Origin of the sequence: Bacillus sp. B1-WWTP-T-0.5-Post-4, from assembly GCF_009183795.1 — a bacterium.
Lineage (GTDB): Bacteria > Bacillota > Bacilli > Bacillales > Bacillaceae_G > Bacillus_A > Bacillus_A cereus.
Map to the genome: position 1 here is coordinate 334,021 of NZ_WEIJ01000004.1, position 18,911 is coordinate 352,931.

Below are 18,911 nucleotides of genomic sequence, written 5' to 3' on the forward strand. Positions count from 1 at the left end.
TGAATATTGAAAAATAAAAGGTGCAAAGGTAAAATAAAGTCATTATCCGTCTTCTTTTGTCAGTCAGAGAGAATAGAAGAATAGGAGAGGAAAAAATGAGAAAATCATTGAAACAAAAAATAGTAAGCTCTTTGCTTGCTGTATCACTCGCTGTTAGCTTAGCTCCAATTGGGCAAGCAAAAGCGGATTCCACGTCAGAGGTTACACAAACTCCATCTATTACAAAACAGATTGATCCAAACCGCGCGATTGAACATGTTCGTTTCTTATCTGAAACAATTGGTCCTCGCCCCGGTGGAACAAAATCCGAAGAATGGGCTTCTCGTTACATTGGTATGCAGCTTAAATCAATGGGCTATGACGTAGAATATCAACCATTTCAGGTGCCCGATCAATACGTTGGATTCATTGAATCACCACTATCAACAAAACGTAATTGGCAAGCTGGTGCTGCTCCTAATGCACTCATTTCTACAGAAGCTGTTACAGCTCCCCTTATCTTTGTTCAAGGTGGGACAAAATTAGAAGATATTCCAAATGAAGTAAACGGTAAAATTGTTTTATTTGAAAGAGGAACGACAGTTACAGACTATAATAAACAAGTTGAAAATGCTGTTAGCAAAGGTGCAAAAGGTGTTCTTTTATACAGTTTAATTGGCGGACGCGGAAATTATGGACAAACCTTCAATCCCCGCCTAACGAAAAAGCAATCTATCCCTGTCTTTGGTCTTGCTTATGCGCAAGGAAATGCATTTAAAGAAGAAATCGCTAAAAAAGGGACAACAATTCTTTCCCTAAAAGCGAGACATGAATCTAAATTAACATCTCTAAATGTTATCGCCAAAAAGAAACCAAAAAAGAGTACAGGTAATGAAAAAGCAGTCGTTGTAAGCTCGCACTATGATAGTGTTGTCGGAGCACCTGGCGCAAATGATAATGCTTCTGGAACTGGATTAGTATTAGAACTAGCTCGTGCTTTTCAAAATGTAGAAACTGATAAAGAAATTCGCTTTATTACCTTTGGTTCTGAAGAGACTGGATTACTTGGTTCGGATTATTACGTGAATAGTCTATCCCAAAAAGAACGCGACCGTATTTTAGGTGTCTTTAACGCCGACATGGTTGCAACAAATTATGATAAAGCAAAGAATTTATACGCTATGACACCTGATGGCTCTACAAACTTTGTAACAGACGCTGCCTTGCAAGCAGGTAAACAACTAAATAATGACCTCGTCCTACAAGGTAAATTCGGTTCTAGTGATCATGTTCCATTTGCTGAAGCTGGTATTCCTGCTGCTCTATTCATTTGGATGGGTGTGGATAGTTGGAATCCATTAATCTATCATATTGAGAAGGTATACCATACACCTCAAGATAACGTATTAGAAAACATTTCACCTGAACGAATGAGAATGGCATTAGACGTTATCGGAACAGGAGTTTATAACTCGCTTCAAAAACCTGTTCCTCAAACTGAACAGAAAGCTGCTTAATCATTTAAAAGACCACTGATTTTATCAGTGGTCTTTTATTGAGAAAAAATATATATGCATAAAAGCATATTTTATCCTACCCATTATCGTATACAATATTAACTGTAACAACACCGATTACAACTAATAAGGAGGCTTTTTCTATTATGAAAAAAATGATTTTAGCAGGTGCATTAACTTTAGCAGGAATTACTGGAGCTACTGCGTTTATTCCTGAAACAAAAGTCGCTGCTGCCGCTCAAGAACAAAGCTTTACAAAATTTTATTCTTTGCAAACTGGAGGTAGTTCTGAACAAGAACCTATTTTCCTTCAAAAAGGACAAGAACTAACAATTCATCCTAACAGCAAAACTCCTAGTTACAGTGTTTATGACTCAAATCATAACCTAATTGGACGTTATTCTGATGGTTACGGCCGAATTTTCACTGCAAAAACAGATGGAAATATGTATGTTCAATTTCATGCACCTTACGTTTACTATAGTCCTGTTAGTTTTTCTGTTACTTATACTATTCAATAAAAAAGAGGTCCTTTATAGGGCCCCTTTTATTTCTCTTGCCAATTCACTTTTACGAATCCATCTTTCACTTTTAATCCACTTATATTCAATACATACTCTTCATTTGCTTTTAAAGTAACTGTAAAACTACCTTTTTTCGATTCACAGATTTCCTTTAACTCCTTTATCCACATAAGAAAGTTGGTGCCTTGATGAAAAAACCTTTATCCACGTCTCTTGAAAAATATCTTCCGCATCTTCTTTCGTTTTCGCTAACTTATAGCATAAGGAATATATTTGCTTCTTATATATATCAATTAATTCTTCTACCTTTTCTTCCATCATAAGCCTCCTGTCATTTATATAAGACGACGCAAATTCCCTTTTTGTTTGATAAAATTTTATTTTTTTATTATCTCCACATAAAAAGGCAATCACAACATCGTGTGATTGCCTTTTATTTAAAAACGAAAGTCCGCTTCCGCTTTTCTTTATGTCCAGCTCTGCCTCCTAGCCCCTTCTGTCTAAGAACCTTCCCCACTAGAAGATAAAATGCATCTTCTGTGGGAAAGAACCTTAGCCTTCGGGACTAAACAGTCGGCTCCGCTTTTCTTTATTGTCTAGCTCCAGCAGCTAGAATACTCGGTGGCTTCGCGCCTTCCTCCGAGGCAAAGTACGCCTTTCTGTCAGGAGCTCCATCCCCCTCCTATTCTAAACGAGCCGCTTCCGCTTTTCTTAATTACATTTTTTCTGGTGCAGATACTCCTACGATTGCTAATGCATTTTGAAGTGTAGTGCGTACTGCTTTCATTAACTCGTAACGAGCTTTACTTAATTCTAAATTATCTTGGTTTAATACTTTTTCTGCATTGTAGAAGCTGTGTAATGTTGCTGCTAATTCAAATGCATAGTTTGTAATACGGTGTGGTAGACGTTTTTGTGCTGCATCCGCAACTACCGCTGGGAATTCACCAAGTTTTTTCAGTAACTCTACTTCTTTTTCAGAAGTAACAAGTTTGTAGTTCACATCTCCGCCTGTAGCTAATCCTAATTCTTCACCTTGGCGAAGGATGCTGCATACGCGAGCGTGAGCGTATTGTGCATAGTATACTGGGTTTTCATTAGATTTTGATACAGCTAAGTCCATATCGAAGTCTAAATGAGAGTCACCGCTACGCATTGCGAAGAAGTAACGCATTGCGTCCACGCCTACTTCTTCCATAAGCTCACGAAGTGTAACTGCTTTACCCGTACGCTTACTCATCTTCATTTTTTCACCATTTTGGTATAGTTGTACCATTTGGATGATTTCTACTTCAAGCGTGTCTTTATCGTAACCAAGTGCTTGAATAGCAGCTTTCATACGTGGAATATAACCGTGATGGTCAGCACCCCAAATGTTAATTAACTTATCGAAACCACGCTCTAATTTATCACGATGATACGCGATATCTGGCGTTAAGTATGTGTAAGAACCATCATTTTTAATTAATACACGGTTTTTATCGTCACCGTAAGTCATTGAACGGAACCAAGTTGCACCGTCTTCTTCAAAGATCTCATCGCGCTCTTTTAATACAGCAAGTGCTTGATCAATTTTCCCGTTTTTGTATAATGATGTTTCTGAGAACCATACATCAAATTTAACACGGAAGCTTTCTAAGTCTTTTTGAAGTTTTGCTAATTCATATTTTAAACCGTACTCACGGTAGAATTCATAGCTTTCTTTTTCATCAGCTTTCGCATAACGATCACCGAATTCTTCTGCTAAACGTTTACCAATTCCAATGATATCCGCACCATGGTATCCGTCTTCTGGCATTTCTTTTTCTAAGCCTAAAGCTTGCATGTAACGAGCTTCAACAGAAAGAGCTAAGTTATGAATTTGGTTACCAGCGTCATTAATGTAGTACTCACGAGATACATCGTATCCTGCTTTTGCTAATAGGTTACATAAAGTGTCACCTACTGCCGCACCGCGTGCATGTCCTAAGTGAAGGTCACCTGTTGGATTCGCAGATACGAACTCAACTTGTACTTTTTCACCTTTACCAGTATTCGTTTCACCGTAAGCTTCACCAGCGTTTACGATTGTTGGAATTAAATCTGTTAAGTAGCTATTATCCATATAGAAGTTAATAAAACCAGGACCAGCGATTTCGATTTTTTCAATAGAAGCTTTTGCTTTATCGAAGTTTGCAACTAGTTCTTCTGCAATCATACGAGGTGCTTTTTTCGCAACGCGTGCAAGTTGCATTGCCATATTTGTAGAGAAGTCACCATTTGTTTTATCTTTTGGAGATTCTAATACAACGTTTGGAATTTGTTCTTCTGTCGCTAATTCTGCCTTTAATACAGCAGCCTGAATTTCTTCTTTAATCAATCCTTTTACCTGTTCTAAGGAATTCATTATTTTGCCTCCTTCAAATTAATTGTAATAGTATATCTGCCAGCTTCTTGTTCACTTAGAAGCAATGCGTACGTTAAGAAGAGTTGTCCTTTTTTCTTTTCATCCGACCATTTAAAAAGAACGTTATCAGTCTTTGTTTGCAATGCAAACGTACCAAGTTCACTCGTATACGTACCAGTTGTCCATTCACCTTTCGCATGCGTCTGACGCATAGAAACAGCACCTGAACGCATAATGAGAACTTGTTCATCTTGAATTTTAATAATTGTTTTCACTTCGCCTTGTTCGTTCGGCTCCTGGAATGTTACATATGTACCTTGACCTTTTACATAGTATTGACCATTTGCTTCAAAAGCAACGGTTTCCTTCCTCGCCCCTTCACGGATTTCTGTTACGAAATGAACGTGTACCGGCAAGCCTGCAAGTTGTTTCTCCACGTCTTGCACACCTTTCAAATGTTATAGATATTAAATACTACTTATAATAAATCACTTTTCCTATCATATCAAAAAAAGACTCTGTCTGTCTGCTGAAAAATCAGGAAAACTCCATTTCAAAAAATAATTCACTTCTACTTTATTTCATATGATAAAATATTTTTTAAATCTAAATATTCTTTCAATTAAAGAGGTGAATGTAGTGATACCAACAAAGTTAAAAAAGGGTGCTGAAATACGAGTGATTTCACCATCGTGTAGTTTAAGTATTGTTTCAAATGAAAATAGAAAACTTGCTATAAAAAGATTAACTGACATGGGCTTTCAAGTTACATTCTCAAAATATGCTGATGAGATAGATCGATTTGCTTCCTCCTCTATTTCTTCCCGCATTCAAGACCTCCATGAAGCATTTCGAGACCCTAATGTAAAAGCTATTTTGACTACACTTGGCGGATACAACTCAAATGGTTTATTGAAACATCTCGATTATGATTTAATTCGTGAAAACCCGAAATTTTTCTGTGGTTATTCTGATATTACTGCCTTAAATAATGCAATTTACGCAAAAACAGGGCTTGTTACATACTCAGGACCCCATTTCTCTTCGTTTGGAATGGAGAAAGGGCTCGGGTATACAACCGATTACTTTTTAAAGTGCTTAACTTCTAATGAGCCTATTGAAGTCCTTCCATCTGAAACATGGAGCGATGATTCTTGGTATATAGATCAGGAAAATCGAGAATTTATTAAAAATGAAGGATATGTTTCAATTCAAGAAGGAGAAGCTACGGGAGATATTATCGGTGGCAATATGAGCACATTTAACTTACTGCAAGGTACACCATATATGCCAAATTTAAAGGAGAAAATTTTATTTATTGAAGAAGATAGTTTAACTGGAACATCTACTCTTAAAACTTTTGATCGTTATTTACATTCCCTTATGCAGCAGCAAGGTTTTGAATACATAAAGGGAATCGTTATAGGAAAGATGCAAAAAGGTGCAGAATGTACGATAGAAGACATTCAAGAAATGATTGCTTCAAAACCTGAACTTGCACATATCCCTATCATTGCAAACGCAAGTTTCGGGCATACAACCCCGATTTTCACTTTTCCAATTGGTGGACGTGCAAAAATTATTTCTCACAAAGAGAAGACATCTATCACTATTTTAACGTACTAAAAAAGGAGCGAATGAGTCGCTCCTTTTATGGTTTTTCTATTTTTTCCAACGCTTTTTGCGGAATGGATTCTTTCGGGATTTCAGCCCATCCTTTTCCTTGCATACCTTTTGCATAAATTTTTATAAACGCCCCCGTATGCAATTCACGGTTCATCATTCTTTTAATAACCTGTAACTTTCCATCTTCTGTATACCCTTTAAAAGTATACAAGTATTCTCCGTCTTTTTTCTCACCTTTATCTATAACCGCATAATAATCTTGTATTTCTTTATTTGAAAAGAAGTTGTCTACAAAAGCATGTACACCTTCTGTTTTTGTGTTCAAATAATACGCTGTTCCACCTAGAATAATGGCGAATACAGCTAAAACTTTAATTACCAATTTCATACATGAACCTCCTGTTTGCACTTCTTTCTCGCTAGTATTATATCTATACTTGTATTATACGGAAAAGAGCATACTATACTCTATCTAAAAGTCTTACACTTTCCTTACATTATTGTAAGGGATTTTTTCTTACAGCCAGTTCCCAAGAAAAAATTTTTCCGTTTCATACACTTTTATATTATTATTGAATGATACGAATTTTTATTACAAAAATCAAAGGAGACAGTTTTCAAATGGCTATCTTGCAAGGTTTAGCACTATTACTTGTTGTACTTTGTCTATTTACACTTTTCAGTTACCGTGCGCCTTACGGAATGAAGGCGATGGGTGCTTTAGCTAATGCAGCAATTGCAAGTTTTCTTATTGAAGCATTTCACCGTTATATAGGTGGAGAAATGTTTCATAATGACTTTTTACAATCAGTAGGAGAAGCTTCCGGTAGTATGAGCGGTGTCGCAGCAGCGATTTTAGTCGCATTAGCAATCGGTGTTTCCCCCGTATATGCTGTTTTAATTGGTATCGCTACTAGTGGATTCGGTATTTTACCAGGATTTTTCGCTGGATACGTTTGTGCCTTCGTCGTGAAATTTCTCGAAAAGAAATTACCAGCTGGTGTGGAATTTTTAGCAATCCTATTTATCGCTGCACCAATCTCACGCGGAATGGCAATGCTTATGGATCCGCTCGTTAACGCCACACTTGGTAAAATCGGTTCTATGATTTCAGTTGCAACTACAGAAAGTCCTATCATTATGGGTATTATGCTTGGTGGATTAATAACAGTTATTTCTACCTCTCCACTGAGTTCTATGGCACTAACTGCAATGCTTGGATTAACAGGTTTACCAATGGCAATTGGTAGTCTGGCTGTAGCAGCTTCAGCCCCAATGAACTTTATTTTCTTTAAACGCTTAAAAATTTGTTCAAAGAAAGATACAATTGCTGTAGCAATCGAGCCTTTAACACAAGCCGATGTTGTTTCAGCAAATCCGATTCCAATTTATGCGACAAACTTCGTTGGCGGTGCACTTGCTGGTATTATTACCTCTCTGTTCCAGCTCGTTAATAATGCACCAGGAACAGCATCACCAATCCCAGGACTTCTTGTCTTATTCGGATTTAATGACGTTGTAAAAGTAACAATTGCTGCTATATTATGTGGAATCGTTACCACTATTGTCGGATACATCGGATCTATTGTGTTCCGTAAATATCCGATCCGCTCTGCTGATGAAATTCGCGGAGTTACTTCGGAAGAGAAGGTTGCATAAGAAAAAGAGCTATTCCCATCGTTTAGGAATAGCTCTTTTTTGTATCGCGTAACGGCAAATGAAATTATATCGGCGGTTTTTTTAATATATCGGCGCAACTCGAATTATATCAGCGATTTTTTTAATATATCGACTTACCGGCACCTAACGACAAAATAAGAGCCCTCTAATCATATAGAGGGCTCTTACTTTATCTAGCTGCATCGGCTAGAATAATCGGTGGCTTCACTTCTTCCTTCGAGGCAAAAAGCGCCTTTTGCAGGAAAGAACCTTAGCCACTGGGCCTAAACAGTCGGCTTCACTTTTATTTTATCTAGCTGCATCGGCTAGAATGATCGGTGGCTTCGCTTCTTCCTTCGAGGCAAAAAACGCCTCTATGTCTGAAGCTCCATCCCCCTCACATTCTGGGCGAGCCGATTCCGCTTTTACTTCACCCAACCGAGCAGCATTTCCCGCACGAATTTGCTTGCTGCGACTGGTGTTTGATCACTATGGTCGTAGACTGGAGCTACTTCTACCAAGTCTGCTCCAACTACATTTATATTTGAATTTGCAATTGCTACGATGGAATCTAATAATTCTTTAGATGTGATACCACCAGCTTCTAACGTTCCTGTTCCTGGAGCGTGAGCTGGGTCTAATACATCAATGTCGATTGTGACATAGACTGGGCGGCCAGCAAGTTTCGGTAATACTTCTTTTAACGGTTCTAATACGTCAAATTTGTATAAGTTCATACCTACTTCTTTCGCCCATTCAAATTCTTCCTTCATTCCAGAACGAATTCCGAAAGAATATACGTTTTCCGGACCAATTAAATCACACACTTTACGAATTGGTGTAGAGTGGGATAAAGGCTCCCCTTCATACGATTCACGTAAATCAGTATGAGCATCCATGTGGATGATTGCTAAATCCGGATATTTTTTTGCCATTGCCTTAAAAATTGGCCAAGACACTAGGTGCTCACCGCCGAGACCTAGTGGAAACTTATCGGCATCTAAAAGTTTTGATACATACTCTTCAATCATGTCTAAGCTGCGTTGTGCGTTTCCGAATGGTAATGGGATATCACCCGCATCAAAATATTTTACCTCTTCTAGTTCACGATCTAAATACGGGCTATATTCTTCAAGACCGATTGATACTTCACGAATACGTGCAGGGCCAAAACGAGATCCCGGACGGTAACTTACTGTCCAATCCATAGGCATCCCATAAATAACTACCTTTGACTCTTCAAAACTTGGATGACTTTTAATAAATACTTTACCTGAATAAGCTTCATCAAAACGCATATTCTTTTCCTCCTTATGTGGAACTTAAGGTATCCCAACCTTTCACTATTTCTCAAATTTGGAGCGAATTGCTCCTCTTTCTCGATTTACCGGGTCTTCTTTTTAACAACAAGAAGACGATTTTCTCTACAGAAGTGTAAGTAGCTAGCATGTTCAAGTCTTCTGGACAAACACCTTAAATGAGCTACTTACACTTTATTTGTTTGATACAATTCTCTTACTTAATTAAATCGCCAACAAATTTCGGTAATGCGAATGCTGCATTGTGTAATTCTTTTGTGTAGTATTTCGTTTCGATTTCGTGGAAACGCTCTTCACTTACTTCTAATGGATCATGTTTTTTAGATCCAATTGTGAACGTCCAAAGACCACTTGGGTAAGTTGGAATGTTTGCTGTGTATAAACGAGTGATTGGGAAGATCTCTTTTACGTCTTTAAACACAGTTGTAATTAGTTCTGGTGTAAACCAAGGGTTGTCCGTTTGTGCAACGAAAATACCATCTTCTTTTAACGCTTTTGAAATTCCAGCGTAGAAGCCTTTTGTAAATAGGTTTACTGCTGGTCCTACTGGCTCAGTAGAATCTACCATAATTACATCGTATTCATTTTCGCTTTCTGCGATATGTAGGAAACCGTCTCCTACTTTTACTTCTACACGCTCATTATCTAATGCGCCTGCAATTGATGGTAAGTATTGTTTAGAGTACTCAATTACTTTTCCATCGATTTCAACAAGAGTTGCTTTCTTTACACTTGGGTGTTTTAACACTTCACGAATAACACCACCATCACCGCCACCAACAACTAATACGTTTTCAGGGTTTGGATGTGTAAATAAAGGTACGTGTGCTACCATTTCGTGATAAACGAACTCGTCCTTTTCTGTTGTCATAACCATGCCATCTAAAATAAGCATGTTTCCGAACTCTTCCGTTTCGACCATATCAAGTTTTTGGAATTCTGTTTGCTCCGTATGTAATGTGCGGTTAATACGCGCCGTAATCCCAAAATGTTTTGTTTGTTTCTCAGTGAACCATAGTTCCATCGTACAATCACGCCTTTCAATGCAAATTTATAATAGGGACATCATTAATGTCCCCTAACAAAAATAAAACAAAACATCCAAAATGTATAGTTAAAAGTACAAAAATACCGAAAATATATTTTAGTCAGAGGGTTCTAACATATGTGTGGAAAGGGTTTGCACCGTAAAAGGAAAGAAAACCCTTTCTTAAGAAAGGGTTTTTGTCTCTATTTCTAATGGTTTACGAATTGGAATTAGGATCATAATACAACCAACTAACACAACAATTCCACCTACTAAAAACGGACTTTGTGGTGAAACAGTATGACCGATAATTCCTGATAAAATCGGAGCAATCGCACCACCTAACCAACGAACAAAGTTATAAACACCTGACGTAACAGATCTTTCATAAGGTGAAATATCCATTACATAACTTGTATATAATGCATTGTTTAAGCCAGATGCCAACCCTGATAAAACGATAAGAGTAATTTGTAACCACATAATTTTCACAAAGAATAGTGCAATTAAGAAAATCGCAAATACGAGTAAACTACCCTTCAATAATGTTTTTGGTTCATATTTCCCTTCTAGCTTATGTGCTAAAATTGCAGAACCGTAAGCTAACGCGAGTCCCCATCCGCAAAATACAAAGCCTAATTGAATAGCTGATAAATGCATAATAAGTGGTGAATATGCTAACACGACAAAAAATCCGTAGTAGTATAGCATCCCTGAAATGGCACCTTGCATAAATGGTTTATACTTCACCAGGTTAAGTAATTCCCCTACGCCAGCAGCCTTACGCTTCACTTTTCGTTCTGGTTCTTTTACAAAAAAGAATACTAAAATAAATGCTAAGAAAATTAAAATACTCGTCGCGAAAAACGGATAACGCCAAGAATGACCACCTAATATCCCACCTAATAACGGTCCGCCAGCCATACCTAAGCCGATAGCTGCTTCGTATAATCCTACTGCTTCATGAACTTCTTTACTTAATGCAATCAATAAAGTCATCGCCGTCGCGAAGAACATCGCATTCCCTAATCCCCATCCAGCGCGGAAAAGAGATAATTGAGCAATCGTTTGCGATATACCACATATAAACGCAAATACAGTCACAATCGCAAGACCGATTGTCATCATCCGTTTATCACCAAATCTCGATGCAAATATACCAGCTGGTAACATCATAATTGCCATCGTTAAAATATAAGCGGTAAATAACATTTCAACTTGCCAATGCGATGCACCAATTTTCTCTGCAATAATCGGCAAAATTGGGTCGACTACTCCTATACCCGAAAAGGCAAGGAAGGTAGCCACCACTGTAATCAATCTCCCTAGTTTTTGTTTGCTCTCCATTTTGATTACTCTCCTTTTGTGCTCTCTAAAAATGTTACTGCACGATGTAAACTATCTTCTAGTTCTGCCTTTACACGTTGCATTTGCTCCATTTTTTCGTCTAACGTTTGCACTTGTTTTTCAAGCATATCTTTAATTTCTTGAATCACTTCACGATCACGAGGGTTTTCGCTATTTCTTCTTTGCTCCATTCTTTCTTTTAGTGATAAGAAATGCTGCATTTCTTGAAGTGTGATTCCTAGCACTTCTTTCGCTTCTACAATTCTTTTAATTCTGGCAATATCCTCATCCGTATACAGACGGATATTTCCCTCACTACGTTCTGGGGGATGAATTAAACCAATTTCCTCATAATAACGAAGTGTACGTTTTGTTAAACCGACTTGCTTTGTTACTTCATCAATTTTATACATGTTTATTCCTCCCTTCACTTGATTATTACATTTTACGTTAACGTTAACTTTTCTGCAACTGTTAGACTTTTGTAAATGTTTGTCATATTCAATTGTATTTTCACTAAAGCAGTTTCATAATAAAAGAAAAGAGATAATAAGGAGAATTTCACATGAGTAAACCACTTATTTTCGCTCACCGCGGAGTAAAAGGAACACATCCCGAAAATACGATGATTGCCTTCCAAGAAGCAGAACGCATTGGTGCTCACGGAATTGAACTCGATGTCCACTTATCAAAAGATGGTGAACTTGTCGTAATTCACGATGAAACCGTCGATCGTACAACAAATGGCGTTGGACTTGTTTCTGAAAAAACGGTAGAGGAACTACAATTATTGGACGCTGGTAGCTATAAAGACCCTTCTTTCCATGAAGCAAAAATCCCAACGTTGCGTGAGGTTTTCATTTGGCTTTCCACAACGAACTTACAACTAAATATTGAATTAAAGACAGATGTTATTCATTACCCAAATATTGAGGAAAAAGCTGTTGCACTTGTACGTGAATATCATCTTTCTAATCAAATTGTATTTTCATCATTTAACCATGACTCTGTTTCATTATTAGCAGAAATTGCTCCTGAAATCCCAAGAGCAATTTTATATGATACACCACTTGCTGATCCAATTTCCGAAGCAAAACATAGAGAAGCAAGTGGATTACATCCAAACTTCCAGTTATTAACGAAAGAATTTGTGCAGTTAGCACAAGAGCAAGGATATGTTTTCCGTCCATATACAATTAATGAATACAAAGATTTACAAACTATGATTGATTATGGTGTAGATGTCATCATTACCGATTGGCCAGCACGTGCCTTTGAGCTCCTTTCTTAATGGAAAGGGCTTTTTTATTTTCGAAATTTCATTGTTTAAAATAAACGAAAACCCTCAATACTAATACAATAACGCTTGTATTAATGAGGGGCTGAAAAAAGATGGATCAAACTATGAATCCAAAACTTAAAAAATATAAACGTCTTTTCTTCACCGCAATGTTTTCGTGCGTCCTTTTCTTCGTTTTTTCTTTTTTTGTTATTATTATAGTTGCAAAAATTATGGGACCTCCTCCTGTTGCGGTCCCGCAAACAAGCGTCTTTTACGCAAACGATGATACTGTTATTGGACAAAGTAACGAAATTCAAAAACGTTACAATGTCTCTCTTAATGAAATTTCACCTTATGTAAAAGAAGCGACCCTTTCTATTGAAGATCAAAGATTTTATAAACATCACGGCTTCGATTTGAAACGGATTGCAGGTGCAATTGTTGCTGATTTAAAAGCGATGGCAAAGGTACAAGGAGCTAGTACAATTACACAACAATACGCGCGTAATCTGTATTTAGATCATGATAAAACGTGGAAACGAAAATTGTTAGAGGCAATGTACACTATCCGCCTTGAAGTAAACTATAATAAAAATCATATTTTAGAAGGATATTTAAATACAATTTATTACGGACATGGCGCTTATGGCATCGAAGCTGCGTCCCGTCTATATTTCGATAAAACGGCAAAAGAGTTAACATTAGCAGAAGCTAGTATGCTGGCAGGTATCCCGAAAGGGCCAAGTGTCTATTCTCCCTTTTTGAAAGAGGATCGTGCTAAAGGACGACAAGCTCTCATATTAGATGAAATGGTAAAGCAAGGATATATTACGAAGCAAAAAGCAGCCTTAGCGAAGAAAGAAACACTAACTTTTGCCTCATTAGATACGAAAAAAGTAGCAGAGGTCGCACCATATTTCCAAGATGCTGTACAAGCTTCGCTTCTTCGTGATGTCGGATTAGACGAACAAGCTTTACAACGAGGTGGCTTACGAATTTATACAACGCTAGACCCTAAACTACAAGCTGTAGCAGAACAAGCTGTAAAGGATCATATACCTGACACAACAAACATACAAACTGCTCTCGTCTCTATGAATCCAACGACAGGTGAAGTGGCTGCTCTTGTTGGCGGAACCGATTATACTACGAGTCAATTTAACAGGGCTACACAGGCCATTCGTCAGCCTGGTTCTACATTTAAGCCATTTCTATATTATGCGGCATTAGAACGAGGATTCACGCCTGCTACGCGCTTAAAAAGCGAATATACTGTATTCACCTTAGGTGACGGCGTTTCAAAGTATAAACCGAAGAACTATAAAGATTATTATGCAGATGATTTCGTAACGATGGCACAAGCTCTCGCAGTCTCTGATAACATATATGCTGTGAAAACGAATTTGTTTTTAGGAGATGACGCGCTTGCAAAAACAGCGAAACAATTTGGAATTACAAGTGCATTAAAAGATGTACCTTCTCTAGCTCTCGGTACATCACCAGTAAAACCAATTGAAATGGTTAACGCTTATAGCATGTTCGCAAACGGTGGAAAAGAAGTAAAACCTACTTTCATTCGCCGCATTATGGATCATGAAGGAAATATATTATACGATGCTCATTTAGAGAGTAAACAAGTTCTCGACAAGAGCAAAGCGTTTGTAATGGAAGAAATGATGACTGGTATGTTTAATAAGAAACTAAGCAGTTATGCTGCTGTAACTGGCCAATCGATGTTATCAAAATTATCAAGAACATATGCCGGCAAATCTGGTTCTACTGAAACGGATAGTTGGATGATCGGATTTACTCCGCAAATCGTAACAGGTGTATGGGTCGGATATGATCAACCTAAATCTATTTCAAACGTAGCAGAACAAGGATATGCGAAGAAAATATGGACTGATACGATGGAGAAAGGCTTAGATGGACAGCCTAAAAAAGAATTTAAACAACCAAGTGACGTCGTAGCGGTTAATATCAATCCAGAGAACGGTAAAATTGCTACAAAAAATTGTCCTATTTCTGTGAAAATGTATTTCGCTAAAGGTACTGAACCGACTGAATATTGTATGGATCACGTCGATGATAAAGAAGAATTTGAAAAAACGACTGAAGAAAAGAAAAAAACAAGTTGGTGGAAAAAATATCTTCCTTGGTAAAAAAAATAGCTGACGGGCACCCGTCAGCTATTTTTTATTCACTTAATAATGCACGGCGCAATTCTTCACTAGATTCGTTCCAAATCGCTTCATTATGTTCTTTCAAGAACGTACCAAGTACCTTTTTAGATGATTCATCCATATGGTCAACCATAATGTGACGCTTCAATGATTTATCCATTTTATTTACGTGTTCTGGAAGTGATTTATATCCGCGGCGAATCTCACGGTCAACTGTCATTTCACAAGCTGTTACACCTGCGTAATACGCACCTGTCGCAGTTCTTTCAATTGTTACCCAAACAAGCCAAAATGGTTTTCCATTTGGAACTTCATCTTTATTTGTTAAAAACTTAATACCTTTTTCTACTGTACTACGCGCATGCATCGCACCGATATCAACGAATGCAGTCTTCTCTAGTACATCAACAAATACAGGTGAAATGTTTTCTAAGCTTAATGCCCCAACACCAAATCCACCATGTCCATCTGTTGAATCATTTTTCACGATATTAAAACCGATTTTTTTCTTTTTCTCTGTCATATGTAAAATCCTCCTCACTTAAAAATTATAAAAGGCCAAAAATAGGCGCAATGATGCTATCTAAAAATACAAATACATGCGGAATAACTACCTGAAAAATAGGTTGAATTGTATAATTACTAAGCGGTGTAATAACGAGAATTAATAACGCAATTGCCCCGTATTTTTCATACTGTGTCATTTTCGCGCGAATATTTGCTGGCGCTAAATCTTCCACAACTCGATATCCATCAAGTGGCGGGATTGGTAATAAGTTAAATACAAGTAAAACGATATTCAGCATAATAAAAATCTGGAAAAATTGCGCTAACGTATCTGCCACTGCAGATGGAATTGAGTATAATACACCAAATTTTAATAAGCTATACCAAATAATTAAACCAATTGCACTTAAAATTAAGTTACTAATCGGCCCTGCAATTGAAACTAATATACCTGCCAGACGCGGTCTTTTAAAGTTATATGGGTTAACAGGAACTGGTCTTGCCCAACCGAATCCAAGAATTAATACTGCAATCAAACCGATAGGGTCTAAATGGGCCATCGGTGATAACGTTAAACGCCCTTGTCTCTTTGCTGTATCGTCCCCAAATTTATATGCAACATATGCATGTGCAAATTCATGAACGGATAGTGCAATAATAATTGCCATTGCTACTAACGGAATTTCGTGCAATGGATATCTAAATAACTGATCCATACTTCATCTCCTCTTCCATATGTCAAAAAAAGAAATTATTTGTTTTTTCGATTGTTCTTCCCCATAATCCGCTATAATAAGAGTGTAACTTACATAAAAGGAGCGATTGTACATGCCATACGTAACAGTGAAAATGCTAGAAGGACGCACAGAAGAACAAAAGAAAGCTCTTGCTGAGAAAGTAACAGCAGCAGTAAGCGAAACAACTGGTGCTCCTGAAGAAAACATCGTTGTTTTCATCGAAGAAATGTCTAAAAACCATTATGCAGTTGGCGGAAAACGCTTAAGCGACAAATAATTTCAAGTTTTTTCATAAGAAGCAGCCATTAGCTGCTTCTTATTTCTTTCCTTCTAACAACTCAATAATTCTCTCTTTATATTTTCCTTTTCTTCCATCTTCATAGATTAAATCATGTGGATAGAATAGCTTTTGATCCGTTCTTTTCTTACCTGTAATCGCCTCAACAATATCCGACTCACGTGAAAGCTCTCTAAGCTCTCCGTTTGGCATAAGAAGTAGGATTGGTAGACGCTCTTCTTCTTCTCCTGCACGATAAAAGTCATACGGTAAGTCTGATGTTGAATCAACTACTAAATAATACTCCGGATCAAGTCCAATCTTTTTAAATAAACTACTTAATTCCATCCAATTATCTAAACCGTGTTTATCTGTAAACTCTACATACTTAAATAGATTTCGATTCATAAAACGGCGGCATAAATCGCTTAAAATTGGATCTTCTTCTTCCTGCCATACTTGGAAGTAGTAATACATAACGTTCTCGTCTAACTTTAAATAATCCTCTACTGTTACTTCTTCTTCAAATAAAGAATAGAAATGAACAGGATGATTTTTAAATGTATAATACTTCTCGTGCAGTGATTTCGCACGGTGTAAAATCTTCATTAAAATAACTTCTGCACTTCGCGTTACCGGGTGGAAATATACTTGCCAATACATTTGATAACGACTCATAATGTAATGCTCAACAGCATGCATACCACTATTTTTAATGACTACTTGATTCCCATACGGACGCATTACACGCAGTATACGTTCCATATCGAAGTTTCCGTACTTTACGCCTGTAAAATAAGCATCTCTTAATAAATAATCCATACGATCCGCATCAATTTGACTCGAAATCATACTAATCGCTAATTTATTAGTAGACGTTTTTGCAATTACATCTGCTACCTTTTGTGGAAACTCCTTATCAACACGACTTAATACATCATTAATCTCCGTATCGCCAACGATAATCTTTTGCGTAAATTTCTCATGATCTAATGAAAATACTTTTTCAAACGAGTGAGAAAATGGGCCGTGGCCGACATCATGAAGTAATGCCGCACATAAACATAACAATCTATCTTCAGCATTCCAATTTGGTCTGCCATCAAACACATCATCAATCATACGACGAATAATTTCGTATACACCTAACGAATGAGTAAAGCGACTATGCTCTGCACCGTGAAATGTAAAAAATGTCGTTCCAAGCTGCTTAATACGGCGCAAGCGTTGAAATTCTTTCGTTCCGATTAAATCCCAAATAACACGATCACGCACGTGCACATATTTATGTACTGGGTCTTTAAACACTTTTGTTTCGCTGAGTTTGTCGTTTAAATATACCACTTTCCGACATCCCCCTTTCTTTACTACATTCTTACTTTATATTATAAACGAAATGAGAAACAGAAAGAAATGAAAGACTGTATTAATTCCCTTTATAAAAAGAAAAAATCACCTTTACCGAAGTAAAAGTGATTTCCTTTATACATTATTTACCTAAAACGAATTCAGCAACTTCGTCTAAGATCATATCTTTCCCAAGTGGGAAGTAACCTTTGTTTAAGTCTTCATTTTTAATTGTAAATACGTGGTTGTTTTTAACAGCGTTCATGTTTTTCCAAATTGATTCTTCTTGGAATTCTTTCAAGCGCTGAGAACCGTCACCAGTTGTAAACACGAATAAGTAATCTGGGTTGTAATCGATTAAAGCTTCTTTTTGTACTTGTACTAACGGTTTATCAGTTGGTGTACCTTTAACTGCTGGTAGTTTTAAATCATTAAAGATTACGCTACCGTAACCGTAGTCACCGTATACGCGGAAAGCATTTGGATATGCAGCCATTTTCATAAATGTTGCTTCACCAGTTTTAGCGACGATTTTGTCATGTAATTTGCTTGCTTTTTCATCATACTTTTTGAACCATTCTTTTGTTTCTTTTTCTTTACCGAAGATTTGACCTACTTCTTCAAATTTTGGACGCCATTGATCTAATGGAGTGTTTAACATAACTGTTGGTGCAATTTTAGATAATTGATCATAAATCTTTTCTTGACGATTATTTACAAGAATTAAATCTGGTTTTGCAGCAGCTACTGCTTCGATGTTAATTTTATCGCCCCAAGCAGAACCAACTGGTTTAACGTCTTTTAGTTTCTTTTCAATATGTGCATCAATTTTTTCTTGAGATGTATTAGCAGTAATAACCGGTTTCATACCGAAAATTAATAATTCTTCTGTTGAACCACTAAGGTCAGCAATTTTCTTTGGGTTTGCAGGAATTTTAATTTCCCCTTTTGCATGTTTTACAGTGCGCTCTTCAGTCTTTGCATCTGCTTTCTTTTCTTCTTCTTTGTTAGAACAAGCTGCAAATAGTACAGAAGTCACAACTAGTACCATTGCTAATAGTGCCATTTTAAAATTCTTCATGTTCCCACTCCTTCTAGCTGTATTTATCTTATAAGTTACAACGAACTATAAGAAACAAAGATAACAATTAATCAATATATATTTATTAATTGTTGTTAATAACCCATTCTAAC

At 37.0% G+C, this 18,911-nt stretch carries 18 protein-coding genes and 2 pseudogenes; 7 read left to right on the forward strand and 13 right to left on the reverse strand.

The window, feature by feature from the left end; all coding sequences use genetic code 11:
• Positions 1-95 precede the first annotated feature (95 nt).
• Both GBN91_RS15870 and GBN91_RS15875 read left to right on the forward strand, forming a co-directional pair.
• Complete coding sequence (locus GBN91_RS15870; protein WP_001232218.1) at positions 96-1,496, forward strand: M28 family metallopeptidase; 1,401 nt, start codon at positions 96-98, stop codon at positions 1,494-1,496.
• 146 nt (positions 1,497-1,642) lie between these two features.
• Positions 1,643-2,017 carry a hypothetical protein gene (locus tag GBN91_RS15875; RefSeq protein WP_000738221.1) on the forward strand — a complete coding sequence of 125 codons (375 nt, stop codon included), beginning with the start codon at positions 1,643-1,645 and terminating at the stop codon, positions 2,015-2,017.
• Positions 2,018-2,043: 26 nt separating this feature from the next.
• Here GBN91_RS15875 and GBN91_RS15880 read toward each other — a convergent pair.
• The 4 genes and pseudogenes from GBN91_RS15880 to GBN91_RS15895 form a co-directional block, all read right to left on the reverse strand.
• A pseudogene (locus GBN91_RS15880) lies at positions 2,044-2,184 on the reverse strand (anti-sigma factor); the annotation flags it as partial.
• Positions 2,183-2,401: pseudogene (locus GBN91_RS15885) on the reverse strand (sigma factor); the annotation flags it as partial. The pseudogenes GBN91_RS15885 and GBN91_RS15880, both read right to left, overlap by 2 nt.
• Positions 2,402-2,735: 334 nt before the next feature.
• Positions 2,736-4,406, reverse strand: coding sequence for an arginine--tRNA ligase (gene argS, locus GBN91_RS15890; RefSeq protein ID WP_001086454.1), 1,671 nt, complete (start codon positions 4,404-4,406; stop codon positions 2,736-2,738).
• A complete protein-coding gene (locus GBN91_RS15895) occupies positions 4,406-4,843 on the reverse strand; it encodes a YwiB family protein (protein WP_000414865.1) in 438 nt (145 codons plus the stop codon). Before GBN91_RS15895 ends, argS begins: the two co-directional genes overlap by 1 nt.
• 202 nt (positions 4,844-5,045) lie before the next feature.
• Here GBN91_RS15895 and GBN91_RS15900 point away from each other — a divergent pair, with 202 nt between their 5' ends.
• Positions 5,046-6,032 carry a S66 family peptidase gene (locus tag GBN91_RS15900; RefSeq protein WP_006922030.1) on the forward strand — a complete coding sequence of 329 codons (987 nt, stop codon included), beginning with the start codon at positions 5,046-5,048 and terminating at the stop codon, positions 6,030-6,032.
• A 25-nt stretch (positions 6,033-6,057) separates the two neighbouring features.
• Here GBN91_RS15900 and GBN91_RS15905 read toward each other — a convergent pair whose 3' ends face one another.
• On the reverse strand, positions 6,058-6,420 hold the full coding sequence (locus GBN91_RS15905; protein ID WP_000779921.1) for a YxeA family protein: 363 nt from the start codon (positions 6,418-6,420) through the stop codon (positions 6,058-6,060).
• Positions 6,421-6,653: 233 nt separating this feature from the next.
• On the opposite strand from GBN91_RS15905, the gene GBN91_RS15910 reads away from it, so the two are divergent.
• A complete protein-coding gene (locus GBN91_RS15910) occupies positions 6,654-7,691 on the forward strand; it encodes a PTS sugar transporter subunit IIC (RefSeq protein WP_000996319.1) in 1,038 nt (345 codons plus the stop codon).
• Between the two features lie 425 nt (positions 7,692-8,116).
• On the opposite strand, the gene speB is transcribed toward GBN91_RS15910, so the two are convergent.
• From speB to GBN91_RS15930, 4 genes are all read right to left on the reverse strand, one after another.
• Positions 8,117-8,989, reverse strand: a complete 873-nt coding sequence (gene speB / locus GBN91_RS15915) for an agmatinase (RefSeq protein ID WP_001209831.1) — start codon at positions 8,987-8,989, stop codon at positions 8,117-8,119.
• Between the two features lie 217 nt (positions 8,990-9,206).
• The gene (gene speE / locus GBN91_RS15920; protein ID WP_000424696.1) at positions 9,207-10,034 is read right to left on the reverse strand and encodes a polyamine aminopropyltransferase; all 828 of its coding nucleotides are present in this window, start codon (positions 10,032-10,034) and stop codon (positions 9,207-9,209) included.
• Between the two features lie 186 nt (positions 10,035-10,220).
• Complete coding sequence (locus GBN91_RS15925; RefSeq protein WP_152121752.1) at positions 10,221-11,384, reverse strand: MFS transporter; 1,164 nt, start codon at positions 11,382-11,384, stop codon at positions 10,221-10,223.
• A gap of 5 nt (positions 11,385-11,389) precedes the next feature.
• Positions 11,390-11,797, reverse strand: coding sequence for a MerR family transcriptional regulator (locus tag GBN91_RS15930; protein ID WP_000276560.1), 408 nt, complete (start codon positions 11,795-11,797; stop codon positions 11,390-11,392).
• Between the two features lie 152 nt (positions 11,798-11,949).
• Between GBN91_RS15930 and GBN91_RS15935 the strand changes: the two genes are divergently transcribed.
• Both GBN91_RS15935 and GBN91_RS15940 read left to right on the forward strand, forming a co-directional pair.
• On the forward strand, positions 11,950-12,675 hold the full coding sequence (locus GBN91_RS15935) for a glycerophosphodiester phosphodiesterase (RefSeq protein ID WP_017656744.1): 726 nt from the start codon (positions 11,950-11,952) through the stop codon (positions 12,673-12,675).
• A gap of 101 nt (positions 12,676-12,776) precedes the next feature.
• Complete coding sequence (locus GBN91_RS15940) at positions 12,777-14,828, forward strand: transglycosylase domain-containing protein (protein ID WP_152121754.1); 2,052 nt, start codon at positions 12,777-12,779, stop codon at positions 14,826-14,828.
• Between the two features lie 34 nt (positions 14,829-14,862).
• Here GBN91_RS15940 and GBN91_RS15945 read toward each other — a convergent pair whose 3' ends face one another.
• Both GBN91_RS15945 and GBN91_RS15950 read right to left on the reverse strand, forming a co-directional pair.
• On the reverse strand, positions 14,863-15,372 hold the full coding sequence (locus GBN91_RS15945) for a YwhD family protein (RefSeq protein ID WP_000136678.1): 510 nt from the start codon (positions 15,370-15,372) through the stop codon (positions 14,863-14,865).
• A 25-nt stretch (positions 15,373-15,397) separates the two neighbouring features.
• Positions 15,398-16,072 (reverse strand): site-2 protease family protein, encoded by a 675-nt coding sequence (locus GBN91_RS15950; protein WP_000372445.1) that lies wholly within the window; start codon positions 16,070-16,072, stop codon positions 15,398-15,400.
• Positions 16,073-16,184: 112 nt separating this feature from the next.
• On the opposite strand from GBN91_RS15950, the gene GBN91_RS15955 reads away from it, so the two are divergent.
• Complete coding sequence (locus GBN91_RS15955) at positions 16,185-16,370, forward strand: 2-hydroxymuconate tautomerase (RefSeq protein ID WP_001147171.1); 186 nt, start codon at positions 16,185-16,187, stop codon at positions 16,368-16,370.
• Between the two features lie 39 nt (positions 16,371-16,409).
• Here the strand turns inward: GBN91_RS15955 and GBN91_RS15960 are convergent, their stop codons facing one another.
• Entirely contained in the window at positions 16,410-17,714 is a 1,305-nt protein-coding gene (locus tag GBN91_RS15960) for an HD domain-containing protein (RefSeq protein ID WP_152121756.1), read from the reverse strand.
• Positions 17,715-17,859: 145 nt separating this feature from the next.
• On the reverse strand, positions 17,860-18,798 hold the full coding sequence (locus GBN91_RS15965) for an ABC transporter substrate-binding protein (protein WP_000787724.1): 939 nt from the start codon (positions 18,796-18,798) through the stop codon (positions 17,860-17,862).
• Positions 18,799-18,911 lie beyond the last annotated feature (113 nt).

What these genes read in the sequence shown, in the direction of transcription:
- GBN91_RS15870 (WP_001232218.1), top strand. Translation starts at nt 96, where the DNA reads ATGAGAAAATCATTGAAACAAAAAATAGTAAGCTCTTTGCTTGCTGTA.
- GBN91_RS15925 (WP_152121752.1), bottom strand. Translation starts at nt 11,384, where the DNA reads ATGGAGAGCAAACAAAAACTAGGGAGATTGATTACAGTGGTGGCTACC.
- speE (WP_000424696.1), bottom strand. Translation starts at nt 10,034, where the DNA reads ATGGAACTATGGTTCACTGAGAAACAAACAAAACATTTTGGGATTACG.
- GBN91_RS15950 (WP_000372445.1), bottom strand. Translation starts at nt 16,072, where the DNA reads ATGGATCAGTTATTTAGATATCCATTGCACGAAATTCCGTTAGTAGCA.
- speB (WP_001209831.1), bottom strand. Translation starts at nt 8,989, where the DNA reads ATGCGTTTTGATGAAGCTTATTCAGGTAAAGTATTTATTAAAAGTCAT.
- GBN91_RS15935 (WP_017656744.1), top strand. Translation starts at nt 11,950, where the DNA reads ATGAGTAAACCACTTATTTTCGCTCACCGCGGAGTAAAAGGAACACAT.
- GBN91_RS15955 (WP_001147171.1), top strand. Translation starts at nt 16,185, where the DNA reads ATGCCATACGTAACAGTGAAAATGCTAGAAGGACGCACAGAAGAACAA.
- GBN91_RS15945 (WP_000136678.1), bottom strand. Translation starts at nt 15,372, where the DNA reads ATGACAGAGAAAAAGAAAAAAATCGGTTTTAATATCGTGAAAAATGAT.
- GBN91_RS15940 (WP_152121754.1), top strand. Translation starts at nt 12,777, where the DNA reads ATGGATCAAACTATGAATCCAAAACTTAAAAAATATAAACGTCTTTTC.
- GBN91_RS15905 (WP_000779921.1), bottom strand. Translation starts at nt 6,420, where the DNA reads ATGAAATTGGTAATTAAAGTTTTAGCTGTATTCGCCATTATTCTAGGT.
- GBN91_RS15930 (WP_000276560.1), bottom strand. Translation starts at nt 11,797, where the DNA reads ATGTATAAAATTGATGAAGTAACAAAGCAAGTCGGTTTAACAAAACGT.
- GBN91_RS15910 (WP_000996319.1), top strand. Translation starts at nt 6,654, where the DNA reads ATGGCTATCTTGCAAGGTTTAGCACTATTACTTGTTGTACTTTGTCTA.
- GBN91_RS15875 (WP_000738221.1), top strand. Translation starts at nt 1,643, where the DNA reads ATGAAAAAAATGATTTTAGCAGGTGCATTAACTTTAGCAGGAATTACT.
- GBN91_RS15965 (WP_000787724.1), bottom strand. Translation starts at nt 18,798, where the DNA reads ATGAAGAATTTTAAAATGGCACTATTAGCAATGGTACTAGTTGTGACT.
- argS (WP_001086454.1), bottom strand. Translation starts at nt 4,406, where the DNA reads ATGAATTCCTTAGAACAGGTAAAAGGATTGATTAAAGAAGAAATTCAG.